At 73.4% G+C, this 20281-nt stretch carries 15 protein-coding genes; 8 read left to right on the plus strand and 7 right to left on the minus strand.

Features of this window, described 5'->3' with window-relative positions:
• The first annotated feature begins 56 nt into the window (after nucleotides 1-56).
• Genes CHC05_RS03050 through CHC05_RS41270 form a run of 3 tightly spaced genes read left to right on the plus strand, consistent with a single transcriptional unit; the run spans nucleotide 57 to nucleotide 5457 of the window.
• Nucleotides 57-1931 carry a glycoside hydrolase family 127 protein gene (locus CHC05_RS03050; RefSeq protein WP_089244359.1) on the plus strand — a complete coding sequence of 625 codons (1875 nt, stop codon included), beginning with the start codon at nucleotides 57-59 and terminating at the stop codon, nucleotides 1929-1931.
• Nucleotides 1928-4330 (plus strand): glycoside hydrolase family 38 N-terminal domain-containing protein, encoded by a 2403-nt coding sequence (locus tag CHC05_RS03055; protein ID WP_089244361.1) that lies wholly within the window; start codon nucleotides 1928-1930, stop codon nucleotides 4328-4330. The genes CHC05_RS03050 and CHC05_RS03055 overlap by 4 nt, the downstream gene beginning before the upstream one ends.
• Nucleotides 4327-5457: a Gfo/Idh/MocA family protein gene (locus CHC05_RS41270; RefSeq protein ID WP_179266026.1), complete on the plus strand. Its 1131-nt coding sequence runs from the start codon at nucleotides 4327-4329 to the stop codon at nucleotides 5455-5457. Before CHC05_RS03055 ends, CHC05_RS41270 begins: the two co-directional genes overlap by 4 nt.
• Here the strand turns inward: CHC05_RS41270 and CHC05_RS03065 are convergent.
• The 6 genes from CHC05_RS03065 to CHC05_RS03090 all read right to left on the minus strand — a co-directional run bounded on the left by CHC05_RS03065 (nucleotide 5447) and on the right by CHC05_RS03090 (nucleotide 13010).
• Nucleotides 5447-6451 carry a hypothetical protein gene (locus CHC05_RS03065; RefSeq protein WP_089244365.1) on the minus strand — a complete coding sequence of 335 codons (1005 nt, stop codon included), beginning with the start codon at nucleotides 6449-6451 and terminating at the stop codon, nucleotides 5447-5449. The genes CHC05_RS41270 and CHC05_RS03065 overlap by 11 nt on opposite strands.
• Before the next feature lie 51 nt (nucleotides 6452-6502).
• Nucleotides 6503-8671: an MMPL family transporter gene (locus CHC05_RS03070; protein ID WP_089244367.1), complete on the minus strand. Its 2169-nt coding sequence runs from the start codon at nucleotides 8669-8671 to the stop codon at nucleotides 6503-6505.
• Nucleotides 8672-8756: 85 nt separating this feature from the next.
• Complete coding sequence (locus tag CHC05_RS03075; RefSeq protein WP_089244369.1) at nucleotides 8757-9521, minus strand: YaaA family protein; 765 nt, start codon at nucleotides 9519-9521, stop codon at nucleotides 8757-8759.
• A gap of 62 nt (nucleotides 9522-9583) precedes the next feature.
• Complete coding sequence (locus CHC05_RS03080) at nucleotides 9584-11818, minus strand: ABC transporter permease (protein ID WP_089244371.1); 2235 nt, start codon at nucleotides 11816-11818, stop codon at nucleotides 9584-9586.
• Nucleotides 11815-12492: an ABC transporter ATP-binding protein gene (locus CHC05_RS03085; RefSeq protein WP_089244373.1), complete on the minus strand. Its 678-nt coding sequence runs from the start codon at nucleotides 12490-12492 to the stop codon at nucleotides 11815-11817. Before CHC05_RS03085 ends, CHC05_RS03080 begins: the two co-directional genes overlap by 4 nt.
• Entirely contained in the window at nucleotides 12489-13010 is a 522-nt protein-coding gene (locus CHC05_RS03090; RefSeq protein WP_089244729.1) for a PadR family transcriptional regulator, read from the minus strand. The genes CHC05_RS03085 and CHC05_RS03090 overlap by 4 nt, the downstream gene beginning before the upstream one ends.
• 80 nt (nucleotides 13011-13090) lie before the next feature.
• Here CHC05_RS03090 and CHC05_RS03095 point away from each other — a divergent pair, with 80 nt between their 5' ends.
• Complete coding sequence (locus tag CHC05_RS03095) at nucleotides 13091-16117, plus strand: AfsR/SARP family transcriptional regulator (protein WP_089244375.1); 3027 nt, start codon at nucleotides 13091-13093, stop codon at nucleotides 16115-16117.
• Between the two features lie 180 nt (nucleotides 16118-16297).
• On the opposite strand, the gene CHC05_RS03100 is transcribed toward CHC05_RS03095, so the two are convergent.
• Nucleotides 16298-17143 carry a methyltransferase domain-containing protein gene (locus CHC05_RS03100; RefSeq protein WP_089244377.1) on the minus strand — a complete coding sequence of 282 codons (846 nt, stop codon included), beginning with the start codon at nucleotides 17141-17143 and terminating at the stop codon, nucleotides 16298-16300.
• Nucleotides 17144-17305: 162 nt separating this feature from the next.
• Between CHC05_RS03100 and CHC05_RS03105 the strand changes: the two genes are divergently transcribed.
• The 4 genes from CHC05_RS03105 (at nucleotide 17306) to CHC05_RS03120 (ending at nucleotide 20279) form a co-directional block, all read left to right on the plus strand.
• Nucleotides 17306-18322, plus strand: a complete 1017-nt coding sequence (locus CHC05_RS03105; RefSeq protein ID WP_089244379.1) for a dihydroxyacetone kinase subunit DhaK — start codon at nucleotides 17306-17308, stop codon at nucleotides 18320-18322.
• 8 nt (nucleotides 18323-18330) lie between these two features.
• Entirely contained in the window at nucleotides 18331-18951 is a 621-nt protein-coding gene (locus CHC05_RS03110; RefSeq protein ID WP_089244381.1) for a DAK2 domain-containing protein, read from the plus strand.
• Between the two features lie 196 nt (nucleotides 18952-19147).
• Complete coding sequence (locus CHC05_RS03115) at nucleotides 19148-19729, plus strand: RNA polymerase sigma factor (RefSeq protein WP_179266027.1); 582 nt, start codon at nucleotides 19148-19150, stop codon at nucleotides 19727-19729.
• Nucleotides 19722-20279, plus strand: a complete 558-nt coding sequence (locus CHC05_RS03120; protein WP_089244382.1) for a hypothetical protein — start codon at nucleotides 19722-19724, stop codon at nucleotides 20277-20279. Before CHC05_RS03115 ends, CHC05_RS03120 begins: the two co-directional genes overlap by 8 nt.
• The last annotated feature ends 2 nt before the right edge of the window (nucleotides 20280-20281 follow it).

Consider the following 20281-nt stretch of genomic DNA (forward strand, 5'->3'; position numbering starts at 1 on the left):
CACATCACGCCGGCCCGTACGGGCCCGGCGGCACCTCACCGCGCTTGGAGCTCCGCATGTCTGAAAACCGCCATGGGCCCGTCGTCGACACCTCCGCCAGCCGGCACGCGCGGCTGCGGCCGGTCGCGCCGCAGGACGTGCGGGTCACGGACGACTTCTGGGCGCCCCGGCTGCGCCGCAACCGCGAGGTGACGATCCCCGCCCAGCACGAGCAGTGCGAGACGACCGGGGCGCTGCGCAACTTCGCGCGGGCGGCCGGCAGCGTCGGCGGTGACTTCAGCGGCCGGTACTACTCGGACTCCGACGTGTACAAGTGGATCGAGGCCGCGTCCTGGAGCCTGGCCACCGACCCGTCCGCGGAGCTCGGCGACCGGCTCGACGCGGTCATCAAGCTGGTGTCCGGCGCCCAGGACGCCGACGGCTACCTCAACACCTACTTCTCGGTCGACCGCGTCGGCGAGCGCTGGACCGACCTGGTGGTGCGGCACGAGATGTACTGCATCGGGCATCTGGTGGCCGCGGCCGTGGCGCACGTGCGGGCCACCGGCGAGACCACGCTGCTCGACGTGGCGCTGCGGGCGTGCACCCACATCGCTTCGCGGTTCGCGCCCGGTGAGGTGCCCGGCACGTGCGGCCACCCAGGGCTGGAGATGGCGCTGGTGGAGCTCTACCGCACCACGGGCGACGAGCGGTGGCTGACGCTGGCGACCTGGCAGCTCGACTCGCGCGGGGCGGGCGTGCTGGACGGCAGCGAGTATCTGATCGACCACGAGCCGGTCCGGACCCAGTCGCGGGTGACCGGGCACGCCGTCCGGGCGCTCTACCTGTATGCCGGGATGGCCGACGTCGTGCTGGAGACCGGCGACGCGGAGCTCCGCGGCGCCCTGCAGCGACTCTGGGCCGACCTGTCCGGCGGGAAGACCGCGGTCACCGGCGGGGTCGGCGCGCGGTGGGACGGTGAGGCGTTCGGCGACGCGTACGAGCTGCCGGACCGCGCCTACAACGAGACCTGCGCCGCGATCGCGCACATCTTCCTGGCCTGGCGCCTGCTGCTGCTCACCGGCGAGCCCGAGTACCGCGACGCGGTGGAGACCGCGCTGCACAACGGCGTGCTGCCCGGCCTCTCGCAGTCGGGCACCGAGTTCTTCTACCAGAACCCGCTCGCCGACGCGGGCCGCCACCGCCGCGAGCCGTGGTTCAGCTGCGCCTGCTGCCCGCCGAACATCGCCCGGCTGCTCGCCTCCCTGCCCGGCTACCTCTACACCACCAGCGACGAGGGGCTGTGGGTGCAGCTCTACATCGGCAACCAGGCCGACCTGCGGCTGGCCGACGGGACGCCGGTGCGGGTGGACGTCGCCACCGGGCTGCCCTGGCGCGGCACGGTCGGGGTGACCGTGTCGCCGCCCGCGCCCACCGAGTTCACGCTGTTCCTCCCGGTGCCCGGCTGGGCCGGCGGCGACGTGACGGTCCGGGTCAACGGCGTGGACGCCGCGGTGGAGGCCGGGTCGCGGCAGGTCGCGCTGCGGCGCACCTGGACCGCCGGCGACAGCGTCGAGCTCGGTTTCGGCACCGAGGTCCGCGCGCTGGTGGCGCACCCGCGCGTGGCGGCCACGCACCACCGTGTCGCGTTGGCCCGCGGGCCGCTGGTCTACTGCGTCGAGCAGGCCGACCACGAGACTCCGGTCGCGGGGCTCCGGCTGCGCGGCACCGAGGAATGGGCGGCCGAGCACCGGGCGGACCTGCTCGGCGGGGTCACGACACTGACCGCCACCGGGTCGGCCGTCGCGGTCGACGACGGGCCGCTCTACCGGACCTACTCGGGCTCGCCGGAGCCGACTTCGTCCGTGCCGGTGACGGCCATCCCCTACTACGCGTGGGCCAACCGGGCGCCGGGTGAGATGCGGGTGTTCATTCCCTTGGCCGACCGGTGAGCCGGCCCGTCTGGTACACGTTCGGCAACCACTTCCACTGGGTCGACATGCAGTGGCTGTGGGGGTACGGCGTGCTCGGCGCGTCCGTCCGGGACATGTTGGCGTTCAGCGCCGCCACGGGCGCGCGGGGCAACCTGAACTTCGACGGTGTCGGCTTCGAGCGGATGGCCGCCGAGGAACCGTCCGCGCTCGCCTTGTTGCGGGACGCGGTCGCCGACGGGACCGTCGAGGTCGTCGGGGCCAGCTACGGCCAGCCGTACCCGCTGTTCCACCACGGCGAGTCGGCGGTGCGGCAGCTCACCTACGGGGTCCGGGCCGTGCGGCGGCTGCTCGGCGTGCGGCCGGTCAGCTTCTGGGAGGAGGAGTTCTCCTTCTATCCGCAGCTGCCGCAACTGCTGGCCGACACCGGCTACCGGTACGCGTCGCTGTTCTTCCAGTGGACCTGGCACACCCCGCACGTGCCCGTCGAGGACGTCCCGGCGATCCGCTGGGAGGGCCTGGACGGCACGCGGATCCTCAGCACCCCGCGCGGTCCGCTCAACCTGCACCAGTGGCCGGAGGACTTCGCCGCGCTGCGGGCGCATCCCCTGCTCACTGAATCGCCGGCGCCGGTCATCCAGCAGTGGCTGGAGCTGCTGCCGTCGCCGGACTGGATGTGCCGGTCCGAGCTGCTGGTCGACGGGATGACGGAGCTGCTGTCCACGCCGGGGATCGACGTGCGGTTCGGCACGCTGTCCGAGGTGCTCGACGCCGTCGGCACGGACGCGCCGGCGCGGGCGTACACGATGGACGACGTCTTCCACGGGATGAGCGTCGGCAAGAACGGCGATCGCGGGCACCGGCGCAGCCGGGAGACCGAGCAGGCGCTGCTCTCCGCGGAGTCGTTGAGCGTGCTGGCCGGGCGGCTCGGACGGCCCTATCCGCACTGGGACGTCTATCCCGTGTGGGAGCTTGAGGAGGGTTGGCGGGAGCTGCTGGCCTTCCAGCACCACGACAACGACGAGTGTGAAGGGCTGTGCGGCCACGTCGGCTACGCGGGCCTGGAGCGCGGGCACACGCTGGCTCGGGCGGTGCTGGACCGCACGGTCGCCCATCTCGCGGACCGGGTGGGCGGCGGGACCGTCGTGGTCAACCCGCTCGGTTGGGAACGGACCGCGGTCGTCGACGGTCAGCGCGTGGACGTGCCCGCCCTGGGGTGGACCGGGCTCGCCGGGACAGGGCCGGCGCCCGAGGTGGCGGTCGAGGAGTCCGCCGCGACCGTGACCCTGCGGCGGGGCTCCTTCGCGGTGACCGTCGACCGCCGGCGCGGTGTGGTGAGCCGGATCGGATCGCTCGACTGTGGACCGTCCGGGCTCGGCGGCCTGCGCTGCGAGCGTGACGGCACCGAGGTCGCGTACACGCCGGTCTCGGTCGACGTCGCCGGCGACGCGGTCGTCATCCGCCTCGGCTCGCCGGCCGGCGACGAGGTCCGGCTGACCGTGGCGCTCGCGCCGGAGCTCGACGCCGTCGACCTGTCCTTCGACGCCGACGCGATCGCGCCGCCGGACGGCCGGCACCACGCCAGCCTGATGACGCTGGTGGAGCCGGACCTGGACGTGCGGACCGTGCTGCACGACACCCCTTATGCGGTCACCCCGGTCACCGGTCGGGGGCGCTATCCGCGGAAGTACCCGACCGGCGACTGGATGACCTCGCCGCAGGAGTTCGAGGAGGTCGTCGACCCGTTCACGGGGCTGCAGCTGGTCGACCTGCTCGACGCGGACGGTGCCGGGCTGCTCTGGCTGCACGACGGCAGCCAGGGCTTCCTGCGGGCGACCACCGGATTCTGGAACGTGCTGTCCATGCGCGACCCGTGGGACGAGGACAAGTTCTCGGCCTCGGTGCACGCGCGGGTGCGGGTGCTGCCGCACCGGGGCCTGGACTCCGCCACGCGTTGGCGACTGGCGCAGGAGTTCACCCGGCCGGTCCTGGTGGCCCGCCCGTCAGGGCCCGGCGGCGACCAGCCGGAGTCGTACTCCCTGTTGCGGTTGGACGGGCTGCCGGGCGCCGTGGTCACCGCGGTCTACCGGGAGACGGGCTACGCGGGGACCGCGCTGCCGGACCACGCCACGACGGCGCTGGACCGGCCGGTGCTGGTCCGGCTGGTGGAGTTCGCGGGCGTCGCCGGCTCGGCGGAGCTGGTGGTGGACGGCACCGTCGCCGGAGCCTGGCGGGCGACCACCCTCGGCGAGCTACGCGAGGCGCTGCCCGTCGAGGGCTCGCGGGTCACGGTCGCCCTGCGGCCGTTCGAGATCACCACTGTCGTGCTGGACCTGGTCGAGGCGGCCAAGCAGGCCCGGGACCTCGATGCCCACCGCGAGGTCTGGGCGACCGTCCACCGCACCGAGGAGCCAACGTGAGCCACTTCCCCCGCGTCGCGCGCGGCGTGCACTCGTACCCCCGGGACGACTCGGACCCCGCACCGCTCGGGCTCGGAGTGGTCGGGCTGCACGAAGGCCGCACGGCGTTGCTGGCCGCCTATCGGACCCGAAGCGTGCGGCCGGTGGCCGGCTGCGACCTCGATCCCGCCACCCGGGCCGAGGTGGGCGCGGAGGTGCCGGACGTGGCGATGACCGCGTCGTACGCCGAGCTGCTGGCCCGCGACGACGTGCGGATCGTGGGTGTCTACACGCCGGACCACCTGCACGCCGAGCACATCGTCGCGGCGTTCGAGGCCGGCAAGGACGTGGTGTGCACCAAGCCGATCGTCAACGACTTCGCCGCGGCCCGGTCGGTGCTGGCCGCGGCCCGGCGCACGGGTCGGCGGCTGCTGGTCGGCCAGTCCACCCGGTTCTTCGAGTCGTTCCGTCGCCAGCGTGCCGCGTTCGAGCGGGGCGAGGTGGGCGACGTCGAGGTGGTCGAGGCCCACTACACGCACCGGATGGACTGGTACTACGACCGGGCGCCGTGGATCGTCGACGGCACCGACTGGGTCTATCTCGGCCTGAGCCACCCGCTGGACCTGCTCCGCTGGTACCTGGGTCCGATCGCGACGGTGTCGGCCGTGGGCGCCCGCTCGGCGCTGGCCCGGGCGCACGGGTGCGCGTCGTACGACATCTACTCGGTCAACGCGACGACCGCGGACGGCCGGATCGGCCGGGTGTTCGGCCACTACGGGACGCACGAACTGCCCCGGGCCCGCAACTCGATCGAGTGTGTCCTCTATGGATCGGACGGCACGTCGATGGCGCAGTACCACGACATGCGCTATCTGCACACGGCGCCGGACGGCACGGAGGTGGTGGAGGACATGCTGTACGAGTACCGCCACTACCACTTCAACAACGAGGTGCACGGCATGCACTACGGGGAGTTCGCGAACTATCTCCAGTATTTCGCGGACGCGCTCCGGTCGGGCGCCGCGCACTCCCCCGACCTGGTCGAGGGCATCGAGACGTTCTGCCTGATGGAGGCGGTCCGCCGGTCCGCGTTGACCGGCGGCGCCCCTGTCGACGTGGTCTCGCTGGTGGAGCAGGTCAGTAGCTGACGAACCCGTACAACGCCTTGTGGTTGGACTTGGTCGCGGCCACGGTGTGGCCGACTGGCGACGACTGCACGGTGCCTCGGACGAACAGGTAGTCGATCTTGCTGGATCCGCTGGTGGCCGCGGTGCCGTACCCCGTCATGCCGTAGCTCGACAACGTGCTGGCCGGGATGCCGGTGCGGTTCGCGTCGATGCCGACGATCCGGATCGTCGACGCGTTGAGCAGGCTGGTGGCGTCGGCGCCCAGGTGGATGCCGGTCGAGCCGATGCCCTTGTCGCCGTCACCGGCGCAGGCGTTCTGCCGGTTCTCCTCGGGCAGGTGCATGGTGGCGGCGAACACGGACGTCCCGGAGTCCTTGAGCGTGAACCGCGCCGCGATCGCGCTGGTCCGCTTCCACTTGTACTCGTAGGTGCTGCCGTCGTCGTTGTTCGGTGGCTTGTAGAGGGTGCAGCCGGCGCCGTTGGCGTAGGAGGTGCCGGGCTTGAGCCAGCCGGCGCTCCAGTACTTGGAGATGTCGCCGGCCGCGAGGCTCAGCCGCTGCGAGTTGTAGATGATCCCGTTGGTCTGCTTCTTCTTCAGGTCGCCGAGGTCCTGCTGGCTGCACTTGTGGGTGCCGCCCCACGGCTCGGGGTCGTCCCACGCCACGATCGCCTTGTAGGTGCCGGCCGGCAGGCCGAACTTCGCGGAGAGCTGGTCCGCGTACGCCGTCGCCTGCCCGGTGCCGCGGACCTGCTGGACGATCAGCAGGTCCGGCGCCTTTACGCCGGCCGTCCCGGTCTGGCCCGCGTCGTCGACGAGCATCGAGGTCAGATGGTCCGGCCCGGAGACACGCGTACACGTACCGTCGGCGTTGTTGCGGACCAGGTTCTCGATGTTGTTGTTGTAGACCCGCAACGTGCGGTCAACGGCCGCGGCGGCCGGCGGGGCCGCCACCACCAGGCCGGACGCGAGCATGGCAACCGCCAGCCCGAGGCCGTGAACAGTCCGGAAACGCATGGCAAAAAGCTCCCTTGATCGTCAGCCTTTTGCAAAATCCTACCGACGACGCTAGTGGCGGAAGCCCAGGCGGGTGTGGAGGCGGGCCAGGGGGCGGGGTGACCACCAGTTGCGGCGGCCCAGCAGGGTCATCGTCGCCGGGACCAGGACGCAGCGGACCAGGGTCGCGTCGATCGCTACCGCTACCGCCAGGCCCAGGCCGATCTGTTGCACCGTGCCGATCCGGCCCGTCAGGAAGCAGCTGAAGACCACCACCATGAGCAGCGCTGCCGAGGTGATGATGCGGCCCGAGCTCTGCAGGCCGTGGCGCACCGCCACGTCGTTCGGCTCGCCGCGGTCGACGTGTTCCTTGATGCGGGCCAGCAGGAACACCTCGTAGTCCATCGACAGGCCGAAGGCGAACGCGAACACCGTCACGAGGACGAACGGGCTGAGGCCGCCGACGACGTGGGTGTGCAGGACGCCCGCCAGGAAGCCGTGCTCGAAGACCGCGTTCAGCACGCCGAAGGTGGCGCCCAGGGAGACCACGTTCATCAGTACGGCCTTGATCGGCACGACCAGCGACGCGGTCATCGCCCAGAGCAGCACGACCATCGCCAGCAGGGTCAGGGCGATCGCGTACGGGAGCCGGGACAGCAGCAGGTCGTTGAGGTCACGGTGGAAGCCCGCGATGCCGGTCACCCACGACTCGACGCCGTCGGGGCGGTCGGCGCGCGCGGCGTCGACCAGGCGCAGCGCGGCCTCGCCCTCCGGGTCGCCGACGGCGTCGAGGTCGACGGTGGCGACACCCGGCGCGATCTGCTCGGCCGGGCGGACGCCAGCGATGTCCGGGGAGTTCAGCGACCTGGCCCAGGACTCCAGAGTTGCCGCGTCGGTGCGGGCCACGACCGTGACGGCCGGCTGGGCCGGGCGGGCGAAGTCGGCGGCCAGCACGTCGATCACCCGGACCGACTCCAGCGAGCGGGGCAGGCCGTCGAGGTCGTCGACCTTGACCGTCATGGTCAGCAGCGGCAGGCCGGCGGCGAGCAGGACCGCCGCGGTGGCCAGCGCGGTGACCAGCGGCCGACGCTGCACGCCGTGGGCGAGCCGGTAGAAGAAGCCCTCGTCACGTTGAGCCCTAACCTTCGCCGGCTTGATCCAGCGCTTGAACAGGCCCAGCAGGGCCGCGCTGAAGGTCAGCGCTACCAGCATCGCCACCAGCGCGATCGAGACGCCGGCGGCGCCCAGCGCGGACAGGGCGGTCACGCCGAAGACCAGCAGACCGGCGAGGGCCGCCGCGACGGTCAGCGCGGAGAAGAAGATGGTGCGCCCGGCCGTCGCCCAGGCCGCGCCGATCGCGTCGGCGGGCGAACGGCCGGCGGCGAGCTCGTCGCGGTAGCGGGCGACCAGCAGCAGTCCATAGTCGACGGACAGGCCGAGGCCCATCAGCGTCACGACGGTGACCGCGTTCTGGTCGAGGGTGGTGATGTTGGCGAAGAACAGCAGCACGGTGAACGAGCCGGCGATCGAGACGATCGCGCCGAGCACCGGGATCACGGCGGCGAGCAGGCCGCCGAAGACGAAGATCAGCACGAGGAGGGTGATCGGCAGGGAGAGCTGCTCGGCGAACGACAGGTCCTTCTGCGCCTGCTCGTTGGCCTGGCGGTTGACCAACCGGCCCCCACCGACCTCGACGGTGGCCTCGGGCTCGCCGGCGGCCTTCAACGCCGGCCCGAGTGCGCGCAGCTCGGTCACGGCGGCGTCGGTGGCGGTGTCGAGATCGTCTCCCGAGAGATCGGCCAGCCGGGCCTGGAGGAGCAGGCCGCGTCCGTCCTCGGCGCGCAGTGCGGCGGCGGACGGGCTGTCGCCGAACGGCGTGAGTACGCCGGTGATGCCACTGACGGAGCCCAGCTTGCCGGCCGCGGCGAGCACCGCCGCGCGTACCTCCGGCGAATTGGGGTCGACTCCCCGCACCACCCCGATGATCGATCCGGCCGAGGTCGACGCGTCGGAGATGACCTCGCTGCCGGCCACCGACTCCAGTGACGACGGGCCCCGGTCGTCGTCGAGTCCCGCGAACACCGGGCCGGCGGTGAACCCGCCGGCCACGACAGCGACCAGCCACAGCCCCAGGACGGTCCAGCGGCGCCGGAAGCACCAGCGGCCCAGCCGGCCGAGCATGGTGGTCGGCGCCGGCAGCGGCGTCGTGTCGGGCCGGGTGGCCGGAGTCGTCTGCGTCATACCCGAGATCCTGCTCCGGTGTCCACCCTCGACACCTCCGGGGCGGGCCCGGACCCGAACCCCGAGCCGCAGATGGGGGAAATGGTCAGGTTAGCCGGATGGACAGGCCCTTGCCGCCGAACTCGGCGCACACGAAGGCCGGCTCGCGCCCGGTGCCGTGCGCGGGCTCGTGCCGGTAGCCGATCTCGGCGAACTCGGCCAGGTCCCGGCCGCCGCTCGTGACCAGCCAACGGGCGAAGGCGCCCCGGGCAATCTTCGCGTGCACGGTGACGAACTTCGGCTGGCCTGACTTCGGGTCGACGGTGAGGAACTTCGGCGTGACGATCCGCTCGGGGTCGACGTACTTGGTGACGGTCTTGCTGTATTCGACGGCGGCGAGGTTGACGATCGGCCCCTTCGCCGGCAGTTGGTCGGCGATCGACCGGCCCCAGAACTGGTACATGGTGCCGCGCGGGAGCTTGTAGCCCATTTCCAGCCGGTACGGCGCGATGCCGTCGAACGGGCGCAGGATGCCGTAGAGCCCGGACAGGATGCGCAGGTGCTTGTCGGCGTAGCGGCGCTGGGCGGCGGTGAACGTGTCGACCTGCAGGCCGCTGTAGATGTCGCCGACGAACGACTCGGCGGCCGGCGCGAGCTCCGCGGGATCGGTGCTCCAGTCCACGTACTGCTGCCGGGTCTTGTCCGCGAGGTCCGGCGAGACGCTCATGATCTTCGCCAGCTCCGCCGCCGGCAACGCCCGCACCTCGTCGACCAGCTCGCGCGCCTGGTCGACGAGCACGGGCGTGCCGGTCGGCCGGTGGCCGGTGCTCGGCCGCCGCATGGTCTTCGAGCTGTGCATCAGGATGATCACACGCCCATTTTGCCCGCATCGGGGGTACGGGCGAGCGACGGGCGGCCCGTACCCCCGAGGGGCTATTCGTTGCGGGCCGTCTCCGGGCCGGTGATGCGGCGGAGCAGCGGGAGCGTCGTGGCGATGATCCCGAGCGACGCCAGCAGTCCGCCGCCGACGATCGCGTAGTAGCTGCCGCCCGGCGCGTGCAGTGGGTAGTCGAGCTGTGCCCGCAGGAACAGCGTGGCCGCCAGGAAGCCGGCGCCGATCGCGACCGCGGCCACGACCACCAGCGGCACCACCGTCTCCAGGGCGACCACCGCGCGCAGCATCCTGATCCGCACCCCGGTCAACCGCAGCACGCTGAACGGGCGCTTGCGGTCGGTCAGGCCGGCGATCACGCTGACCGCGAGGCTGCACCCGGCGATCGGCAGGCTGGCCAGGATCACCACGTCGGCCAGGCGCTGGAACTGCACGAGGGTCCGCGCCGAGTCGGTCTCGAACTCCGCCTCGGTGGCCGGGAGCATGGCCCAGGGGTTCATCGTGGCCAGCACGGTGCGCGCCTGCTCCTTGGCCGCGTCCGAGCCGTCGGTCTGCACGACGACGGAGAGCAGCCGCCGCGAGTCGAGGTCGGTGATCGTCGAAACCGGCCAGACGCGCTGATGCGGGAGGACACCCGGCTCGCGCGGGCCGACCAGGTCGTTCCAGACCGCCACCGTCCGCGCGCCCGGCGGGCAGGACCCGTATTCCGGGACCTTGGCCAGGTCGGCGCAGGCGATCACGCCGGGTCCCTCCGGGATCGCCGAGTCGCGGGCCCGCTGCTGGTCGCCCTCCTTGACCGCCAGCACCGCCCGGACGCCTGGGATGGCCGACAGGTCGGCGGGGATGTCCGAGACGGACGGCACCGGGCTGCCCGGCGCCAGGTCGTCGGCCCGGAAGTTCTGCGTCAGCGAGGTGGCCTCGACCGAGTCGGCGGCGGGCCGGGCGCGTTCGGCGACGTACGACGTGATCGCACCGCTCGCCGCCGTCATCACGAACAGCGCCACCACCAGCCCGCTGACCGCGCGGAATGCCGCCATCGGATCGTCGGCCAGCCGGCGACCGGCGATCAGGGCCGCCGGCCGCTGCGCCCGGCCGGCCACCAGGCGCGCCGCCCGCATGGTCAGCCACGGCCCGGCCAGCACCAGGCCGGCCACCATCAGGACCACTCCGGCCAGGTACGCATAGGTCTGCCCGTCGGTGGTCTCCGGCTTGCGGCCGACGAACCAGGCCAGCTCCGCGATGCCGGCGACCAGCGGGATCAGCCGCCAGGCGCGCGGCGGCCTGGGCGTCACGCGGCGGGTCACCCCCAGCGGCGAGATGCGGACCCGGCGCAGCGCGAGCCGCGCCGCCACCGCGGCACCGATCGGAATGCCGGCCACCACCGCCAGCACGTTGACCCAGGTGAGGGTCAGGTCGCTGGGGAAGAACGTGGCGCCGGTGAACGGGATCGCGGCCAGCCCCGGCCGGATGGCGAAGAAGACGCCGAACCCGAGCAGGGCACCCGCGGCCGCGGCGACGGTCGACTCGACGGTGGCCAGCAGGGACACCTGCCGGGGCGTGGCGCCGATCAGGCGCATCGCGGCGAACCGCTGCTCGCGGCGCGCGGCCGAGAGCCGGGTGGCGGTGCCGATGAAGATGAGCACGGGGAAGATCAGCCCGGCCGCGATGACCGAAAGGGAGATCGTGAACATCGTGTCGTCGAGGCCGACGATGCAGCGGCCACAGGTGGCCGGGCCGCCGCCGAGGATGGCACTGACCTGGGTGGCCTGGGGCTGGGCCGCCAGGACCTCCGGTGGCTGGCCGGCGATGACCATCAGGGTGTCGGGTGACGGCAGGGCGGCGTCGCCGATCACGCCGGCCTCGCGGCCCGGGAACCGGTCGCCGAGCTGCGCGGCGGGAGTCGTCCGCAGCAGGTCGTGCAGCGCCGGCGAGACGTAGAACTCGCCCGGGCCGGGCAGCGCCGGGATGCCGGGCGGCACCGGCGTCGCCGGGCCGGTCGCGGCCACGTCGAGCCGGAGCAGCTCTTCGCCGCGGAAGTAGCTCCCCCGGCCCAGCCACCAGAACGGGTCGACACCGGGTCGCGCCGCGGTGGTCGTCTCGGCGACGCCGGTGTTGAGCCAGGCGTAGCGCAGGTTCTGCGTCTTGGTGGCGTTGATGCCGGCCAGCGTGGCGAGCAGCAGGCCGGTGCCGAGAGCGACGGCGAGCGCCACGACGACGAGCCGGGTCGCCGCCTCGCGGCCGCCGGCGACGGCGAGGCGCAGGCCGAGTGCGATCACGACCGCACCGGCTCGGCGTCGAGGCTGGTCACCTTGCCGTCGCGGACGATGACCTCACGATCGGCGTACGCGGCGACCCGGGCCTCGTGGGTGACCACGACGACCGTGGTGCCCTGCTCGCGGGCCGAGCCGACCAGCAGGTCCATGACGTGCTCGCCGGTCAGCGAGTCGAGCGAGCCGGTTGGCTCGTCGGCGAACAGCACCTGGGGACGGGAGACGAGGCCGCGGGCCAGCGCGACCCGCTGCGCCTGACCGCCGGAAAGCTCGCCGGAGCGGCGTTGTTGGAGGCCGTCGAGGTCGAGCCGGGCGAACCAGGCGCTCGCCTCGGTGATCGCCGCACGGCGCCGGGTGCCCGCCAGCAACAGCGGGAGGGCCACGTTCTCGACCGCGGTGAGCTCCGGGACGAGCTGGCCGAACTGGAAGACGAAGCCGAACCGGTCGCGACGCAGGGCGCTGCGCGCGCCCTCGTCCAGTGTGTCGACACGCTGGCCGGCGAAGTGGATCTCACCGGAGTCGGGCACCAGGATGCCGGCCAGGCAGTGCAGCAGGGTCGACTTGCCGGAGCCGCTCGGGCCCATGACGGCCAGGATCTCGCCCTCGGCGACCCGCAGGTCGGCGCCGCGGAGGGCCGGGGTCTCGCCGAACGAGAGGGTCACGGCGCGGGCCTCGATCATCGGGCGACCTCCTTCGTGAGCGCGTCGAGCCGGGCGACGGTGGTGTCGATCCACCGCAGGTCGGCCTCGAGGTGGAACAGGCCGTGGTCGGCGAGCAGCGCGTCGACCAGGTTGCCGCCGCGCTTGACCTCGGTCAGCTCGCGCATGCGGGCCAGGTGGGCGCGGCGCTGGGTGTCGAGGTATTCCTCCGCCGGGCGGCCGAGCATGATCGCCAGCACCACCTTGGCGAACAGCACGGTCTGCAGGTGCGGCTCCGGTGCGAGCGGCTCGACGAGCCACGCGTTCACCTCGGACGCCCCGGACTCGGTGATCACGTAGCGCTTGCGCTCCGGACCGTCGCCGGGCTCGACCGCGATCACCACCTTGCCGTCGCGGGCCAGCCTGGCCAGGGTCGCGTAGACCTGCCCGAACGGCAGCGGCTTGCCCCGGCCGAAGAACGTGTCGTAGTCGCGCTTGAGGTCGTAGCCGTGGCTGGGCTCGCGTTCGAGCAGGCCGAGCAGGGTCAGGGGAACGCTCATGCCGAGGACCATACACCACATGTATACGCTGAGGGTATACACGCGGTGTGCCTGGCCGTCGCCCGTACGATGTGCGGGCCATGGGTGATCGAATCAAGTTCCGGCTCCTCGGACCGGTCGAGGTGCACGGGTCGACCGGTTGGTCCAGAGTGGAGCGACCGCGCCGGCGCGCCCTGTTCGCGTACCTGCTGCTGGCCGCCAACCGCGCCGTGCCCGCCCGCGAGCTGAGCGCGGCGCTCTGGGGCTCGGCACCGCCGGGCACCGCACGCACCCAGCTGCAGAACGACGTCGCCGCCCTGCGCCGCGAGCTGGCCGGCATCTTGACCCGCACCGACGGATACGAGCTGGCGGCCGAACCGGCCGAGGTCGACGAGCGGGTCTTCCAGCGGCACCTGGCCCGGGCCGTCGCCGCCGCCGGGCGGGGCGCCTGGCCGGCCGTCGTCCGCCCGGCACGCGCCGCGCTGGCGTCGTGGCGCGGCCCGGCGCTCGCCGACGTCGCCGCGCCCTTCGCCGGACCGGTCCGCGATCGGCTCGCCGGGCAGCGGGCCGACGCCGTGGAGCTGCTGGCCGAGGCGCGGATCCGGCTCGGCGGCCACGACGAGCAGATCGCGGTGCTGCGCGACCTGGTCGACACCGACCCGGAACGGGACCGCGCGGTGGCGCTGCTGATGCTGGCCCTGGTGCGCGCCGGACGGCGGACCGACGCCCTGGCCACCGCCCGCGACGTGGGCCGGTTGCTGCGCGACCGGCACGGCCTGGACCCGTCCTGGCTGGTGGCCGAGCTGGAGCGCCGGATCCTCCGCGACGACCCGGCCGTGCATACCGACGGCCTGCCGACCGCTCCCCCGGCTCCCGTGCCGGTCGCACCGCCGCCGCCCGTCAACCAGCTTCCGATGGACGTCGCGCTGTTGACCGGCCGCGACCGCGAGCTGGCCGCCCTCGCCGCGCTCGCGGACGCCGCCGACGGACCGCGCGTCGCGCTGGTCACGGGCACCGCCGGCGTCGGCAAGACGGCGCTCGCGGTGCGGTTCGGGCACCGGCACTCCGGCCGTTTCCCGGGTGGCACGCTCTTCGTCGACCTGCGCGGCTACGACCCGCACGAGCCGCCGTTGCCACCGCTGGCGGCGCTGCACCGGGCGCTGGTCGGACTCGGCGTGCCCCGGGCCGAGCTGCCGTCCGATGTGGACGAAGCGGGTGCGGTGTTCCGGGCGCGCACCGCCGCACGGCGCTGCCTGGTGGTGCTGGACAACGCGGGCTCGGCGGCGCAGGTACGCGCGCTGCTCCCCGGTGGCACCGCGGGGTTCGTCGTCGTGACCAGCCGGGACTCCCTGTCCGGCCTGCTCGCCAGCCACAGCGTCGCCCGGGTTCCCCTGCGGACGCTGGAGCCGACGGACGGGATCGCCGTGCTCGCGCGGGTGCTCGGCGCCGAGCGGGTCACGGCCGAGCCGGATGCCGCGGCCGAGCTGGTCGAGCTGTGCGGTGGCCTGCCGCTGGCGATCCGGATCGTCGCGGCGAACCTGGCCGACGCACCCGGGCAACGCCTCGACGCGCAGGCCGACCTGCTGCGCACGGGGCGCCTGGCGGCGCTGGACAACCCCGGAGACCTGGGCGCCGGCGTGCGGTCCGTGCTGCGCTCGACGTACGCCGCGCTTCCTCCGACTACGCAGCGGGCCTTCCACCAGCTCTGTGGGCTGCCGTTCGCCGACCTCGACGTGGCGGCACTCGCCGGTTTCGCGCCGCGCGCCGACCTCGACCGGCTGCGGGGCGTCCACCTCGTCGAGGAACCGGCGCCGGGGCGGCTGGCGTTGCACGACCTGCCGCGGGCGTTCGGGGTCGAGCTCGCGGTGGCGCAGGACCGGCCGCGCGAAGTGGTCGAGTGGTTCGGCCAAGGGCTCGACGCCGCCTCGGCCGTGCTCTTCCCCGAGGCGCGGACGCTGCTGGCGGCTCTCGAGCCAGGACCGCCCAGGCCCATGGCGGCCGAGGCCGCGCGGGCCTGGCTCGCCGCCGAGCGGAGCAACCTGCTGCGGGCCGTGAGCTTCGCGCACGAGGCCGGGTGGCACCGGCTCGCCTGGCGGCTGGCCGCCGGCCTGCGCGGCTACCTGCTCGGCAGCGCCGCCTGGCTCGACCTCGCCGCCGTGTCGGCCGACGGCCTGGCCGCGGCGGAGGCCGACGGCAGCGTCCACGGTCGAGCTCTGCACCATCTCGGCATCGCCGACGCACAGCGGCGGCAGGGGGACCATCGCGCGGCGATCGCGTCGTACGGTGCGGCGCTGCGGTTGGCCCGCTCGGTCGGGTGGCGGGAATGCCAGGCCGTCGCGGTCGGGCACCTGGGCCTCGCGCACCGGCGGGTGGGTGAGCTCGCGACCGCGCTCGACTGTTTCAACGAGGACCTGCGGCTCAGCCGCGAGGTCGGCTCGCGGTACGCGCAGGCCGTCGCCCTCGGCAACATCGGCAACTGCTTCCAGGAGCTCGGCCGGCCCGCCGAGGCGTTGGAACGCTACGAGGCAGCGGCCGAGATCGCCCGCGAGACCGGTGGGACCAGGCTGCTCGCGTCGGCCGCCATCAACGCCGGCCAGTCGGCACACGAGGCCGGCAAAACGGCGGCCGCCCGAACCTGGCTCGAGACCGCCGCGTTGTTGTCGACCGAGCTGGGGCGCGAGGACCAGGTGGCGCACGCGTACGCGGAGCTGAGCACGATCGCGTCCGACGACTCCGACCTGGACGACGCCCGGCGCTGGTGGCGGCTGGCCAGCGACGCGCTCGAGCGGTCCGCGGGCCCGGTCGACCCGACCATCGTCGGCATGACGGAGCTCGCGGAGGCCGCCCTGGTCGCCGCGGAGGGGAATCCCGGTCGGGCGCTCGTGGTGCTGGCCGCGACGGAGGCCCGGAGCCGCGACCACGACCTGACCTACCAGCAGGTCGAGGTGTTGATCCGGCAGAGCCTGGCGCTGCGGGCGCTGAACCGCGCCGACGAGGCGGCGGCGCGGCTGACGGCCTGCCTGGAGCTGGCGCGGGAGTGCGGCTACCACACGATCGAGGCACGGGCGTCCGAGGCCCTGGCCGCGCTGCCCGGCTCGGGCCGCCATCCGACTGCCATCCGTTTGTGATCTTGGTTCGGCGCCGGAAGGCCAGCTCACGACCAGCGCGGGCGGTCCGGCCGGGTCGCGGCCCGGCGCGCGGCGCTGTCGGTGTGCGGGCACCTTTTTCTAGAGTCGGCTCGGGTCGAGCGGGGGAGGCGGAAGGCGCGGCCGTCCGCCTGGCGCCGGCTAGGTTCCGCGGGATCGGACCTAGGCCGGCGTGCCGGTCCAGTCGGAGCCTGCGGGCCTCGCAGCCGGATGGTCCTCCCTGTCGTCCGGCGCGGGGCACGCCGGCCCGCGCTTCGTGCCGGTGACCAGCATCGCGTGGCCGAGCACCTTGGGATGCCGCAACGGATACGGCAACGGCACGAGGTCCGCCAGGCTCGTCAGCTCCGCGACCGACGCGTCCGCAACGCCGATCGCCTCCCGCACGTCGTTCAGCGACGGATAGGACGCGGAATCGCCGAACAGGTCCAGGAAGACGTACCGGCCGCCGGGCCGCAGGACGCGCAGGGCCTCGACGACGCCGTCTGCCGCGTGGGCCAGGTCGCGGATCTCGTGGAAGGTCAGGCAGCTCACGACCGCGTCGAACGCGCCGTTGGCGAACCCGATCGCGGCGCCGCTCTGCCGACTGAAGCTCACCCGGTCGCCGACCCCTTCGAGGCGGGCGTTGTCGGTGCACTGCCGCTGTGAGTACGCCCAGTCCCGGCCCCACGAGTCGATCCCGACGACCCGGCGGTCCGCGCTCGCCAGCGCCAGCTTGACGGCCAGGCTGCCGCTGCCGCAGCCCACGTCCAGCACCCGCTCCCCCGCCTCGACCCTGGTGACGATCAGGTCGTGGATCAGCCGCTGGACGTCACCGCCGCGCGGCGCGAACCGGTGCACGGTCAGCGCGAGGATCGTGGTGATGTAACCGAACAGCACGAACGGCACGAGGAACAGCAGGAACCACGGCGACCAGAACGCCAACGCGCTCGCGGCCAGGCAAACCCCACTCAGCGCGGCGAACCGGCGCAGCCGGGCGGTCCGGATCCAGGTGCCGTACACCGGTTCCATGCCTGCAATCTAGTGCGTGGTGACCCGCGAATGCCCTCCTGCGAGGTTTGGGATCGGAGATCACCATCCCAGGCGGCCGATCCCCGGACGGGTGCCCGTGGCCGACGCATGATGGGGAGAACGCGCCGGTGACCGATACCGACCAGGAATCGAGACGAGCCGATGGCGGAACCCTTCTACGCTTCCAAGACCGAGTACGTCGACCGCGCCCTGCTCGGGTTCGCCCGGGACCACGCCGATGTCGTGGAGCTGAGCACCGATCCGGTCTACGTCCGCTCGATCGACCGGGATCCGCGCCGGCAGGTCGGGCTGCTCTCCGGCGGCGGCTCCGGGCACGAGCCGATGCACGTCGGCCTGGTCGGTCGCGGGATGCTCGACGCGGCCGCGCCCGGGCGGGTCTTCGCCTCACCCCACAACCGGCAGGTGTACGAGGGCAGCCGCGCGGCCGCCGGCCCCGCGGGAGTGCTGCACATCGTGAAGAACTACACCGGCGACCGGATCAACTTCGGCATCGCGGCCGAGCGGTTGCGGCACGACGGCATTCCGGTCGCGCGGGTGCTCGTCGACGACGACGTCGCCACCGAGAGCCAGCAGACCGCGACCGGGCGGCGGGGCACCGGTGCCACCGTGCTCGTCGAGAAGCTGCTCGGCGCCGCCGCCGACCGCGGTGCCGGCCTCGACGAGCTCGTCGCCCTCGGGGAGACCATCGTCGGGCGGTCGCGCAGCATCGCGGTCGCGTCGCTCGCGCAGACGTCGCCGGTCACCGGCGAGCCGGGCTTCGAGCTCGAACCCGGACAGCTGGAGTACGGCGTCGGCATCCACGGCGAACGGGCCCAGCACACCATCGCCCGGCCGTCGCTGGAGGAGCTCGTCGCCCGGATGGTCGACGACGTGGTCAGCCACCTGCCGGGCGGCCGGTCCGTGCTCCTGTTCGTCAACGGGCTCGGCGGGACCACGTACATCGAGCTCTACAACGTGTTCGCTGAAACGGTCGACGCGCTCGCGACGCGGGACATCGCGGTGGAGCGCAGCCTCGTCGGGCCGTACACGCCGGCGTTGGACATGAAGGGCTTCTCGATCACGATGACCATGCTGGAACCGTCGGTCGAGACGCATCCGTCCGGCGGCTGGGACGGGCTCTTCGACGCGCCGGCCTGGACCGCCGGGCTCCGGAAGTGAGGCCAGCCATGCTGATGAACCTCTACCACGAGGCCGCGGAGAGCGCGTACGGCGAGCTGACCCGCCTCGACCAGGCGGCCGGCGACGGCGACTACGGCGACAACCTGCGTGCGGGCCTGCGCGGCGCGGTCGCCCGGATCCCGCCGGACGCCGACCTGGCCACCGAGTTCGAGACCGCGGCGACGTACTTCCTGGACGAGGTCGGCGGCACCAGCGGGCCGCTGATCGGGCTGCTGTTCAACGACGTCGGCGGCAGCCTCGACCGGGGTGGTGACGGCGACGACGCGCTGGTCGCGGGCCTGGCCGCGGGGACGGCGGCGATCTCCCGGGTGGGCGAGGCCAGCGTCGGCGACCGGACGATGCTCGACTGCCTCGGCCCGACGGTCGACGACCTGCGCGCCGCCCGGCCCCCGGTCGACTGGACCATGGTGGCCAACCAGGCCTTCGACCACGCCCGGGCGACCTCCGACCTGCTGCCGAGAATGGGGCGGGCCTCGTACGTCGGTCAGCGGGCCGTGGGCAACCCCGACGCCGGCGCGATGGGCATGGCCCTGCTGTTCTGGGCGCTGGCCGTGTACCGCGACCCGGCCGGCCGCGCCCAGTTGCCCGACCCGGCCCGTCTGGTGTGACATCCGGCGCCCGTCCGGCGCTGTCCCAGTCGTGGGATCACGATCCGGGGCCGGGCTGAGCGGACCCACTGCGACCCGGCGGAGGGGCACAGCCGGGTCCCCCGGGTTGTGCGCCGGGCGCCGTGGTGGAATCGTCACCACGCGTCCGGCGTCCACTCGGGGAGGAGCGTTCCGTGCGGTTCGGCTCCACCATGCCGTGGTCGTAACGTCGCGGCGCTCGTCGCCCATCGAGCCGCCGACCGAGCCCGACGACCTGCTCGCCGCGGCGCTGGCCGGCGACGACGACGCGTTCCGGGCCGTGTACCGGCTCGTGCACCCCGGCCTGCTGCGCTACCTGCACGTGCTGGTGGGCGCCGACGCCGACGACGTCGCCTCGGAGACCTGGCTGCAGGTCTGCCGCGACCTGCCCTCGTTCACCGGCGACCTCGCCGGCTTCCGGGCCTGGTGTGCCACCGTCGGCCGGCACCGCGCGCTCGACCACCTGCGCCGCGTCCGCCGCCGGCCCGAGACGGTGCCGGGCGAGACACACCTGGCCACGCTCGCCGATGCCGCCGACACCGCCGGCGCGGCGACCGACGCGGTCGCCACCGAACGGGCCCTCGCGCTGATCGCCACGCTCCCCCGCGACCAGGCCGAGGCGGTCCTGCTGCGCGTCGTGGTCGGGCTCGACGCGATCAGCGCCGGTCGGGTGCTGGGCAAGCGCGCCGGCGCGGTACGCACGGCCGCCTACCGCGGGCTGCGCCGGCTCGCCGAGCTCCTGGAGCGGCACGATGGCTGATCGCGATCCGCTCACGGACGCGGAGCTCGACCGGATGCTCGACGGCGGTCCGCTGCCGCCGGCACTGGCCGCGCTGCGGTCCCCGGCACACCCGGCGGAGCTGCGGGGCGAGGACGCGGCGCTGGCGGCGTTCCGTGCGGCGCGCAATCCGGTGCCGGTCGCCGGGCGCAAGGCCCGGGTGGTCGGCCGCGCGCTGGTCGTCAAGGTCGCGGTCGCCGGGGTGGTGCTGGCCGGGGGTGGGCTCGCGGTCGCCGCGGCGACGGGCACGCTGCCGACCCCGTCGTTGACGCCCCCCGCATCCACCGACCAACGGGCGCCGGGCCGGCCGGGCGGGGTGGTCCACGAGAACCGGCCGAGCGTCCCACCGCGTCCGCCGGCCACCTCGGCGCCGCCGGCGTCTCCGAGTGGCTCTCCCGGCGCGGTTCCGGGCAACGGCAACGGCTGGGGCCGGGGGCACGGCACCGGCAAGCCGTCGAAGTCGCCCAAGCCGACCAAGAAGCCGAAGAATTCCAAGGAGCCCAAGGCGTCGACGGACGCGTCGACCGGCTAACC

This window comes from Asanoa hainanensis (assembly GCF_900188485.1).
GTDB classification, from domain to species: domain Bacteria; phylum Actinomycetota; class Actinomycetes; order Mycobacteriales; family Micromonosporaceae; genus Asanoa; species Asanoa hainanensis.

Bases quoted from the DNA above. Each gene is read 5' to 3' on its own strand.
- CHC05_RS03050 (WP_089244359.1), top strand. From the start codon at position 57: ATGTCTGAAAACCGCCATGGGCCCGTCGTCGACACCTCCGCCAGCCGG.
- CHC05_RS03065 (WP_089244365.1), bottom strand. From the start codon at position 6,451: ATGCGTTTCCGGACTGTTCACGGCCTCGGGCTGGCGGTTGCCATGCTC.
- CHC05_RS03070 (WP_089244367.1), bottom strand. From the start codon at position 8,671: ATGACGCAGACGACTCCGGCCACCCGGCCCGACACGACGCCGCTGCCG.
- CHC05_RS03085 (WP_089244373.1), bottom strand. From the start codon at position 12,492: ATGATCGAGGCCCGCGCCGTGACCCTCTCGTTCGGCGAGACCCCGGCC.
- CHC05_RS03090 (WP_089244729.1), bottom strand. From the start codon at position 13,010: ATGAGCGTTCCCCTGACCCTGCTCGGCCTGCTCGAACGCGAGCCCAGC.
- CHC05_RS03095 (WP_089244375.1), top strand. From the start codon at position 13,091: ATGGGTGATCGAATCAAGTTCCGGCTCCTCGGACCGGTCGAGGTGCAC.
- CHC05_RS03100 (WP_089244377.1), bottom strand. From the start codon at position 17,143: ATGGAACCGGTGTACGGCACCTGGATCCGGACCGCCCGGCTGCGCCGG.
- CHC05_RS03105 (WP_089244379.1), top strand. From the start codon at position 17,306: ATGGCGGAACCCTTCTACGCTTCCAAGACCGAGTACGTCGACCGCGCC.
- CHC05_RS03110 (WP_089244381.1), top strand. From the start codon at position 18,331: ATGCTGATGAACCTCTACCACGAGGCCGCGGAGAGCGCGTACGGCGAG.
- CHC05_RS03120 (WP_089244382.1), top strand. From the start codon at position 19,722: ATGGCTGATCGCGATCCGCTCACGGACGCGGAGCTCGACCGGATGCTC.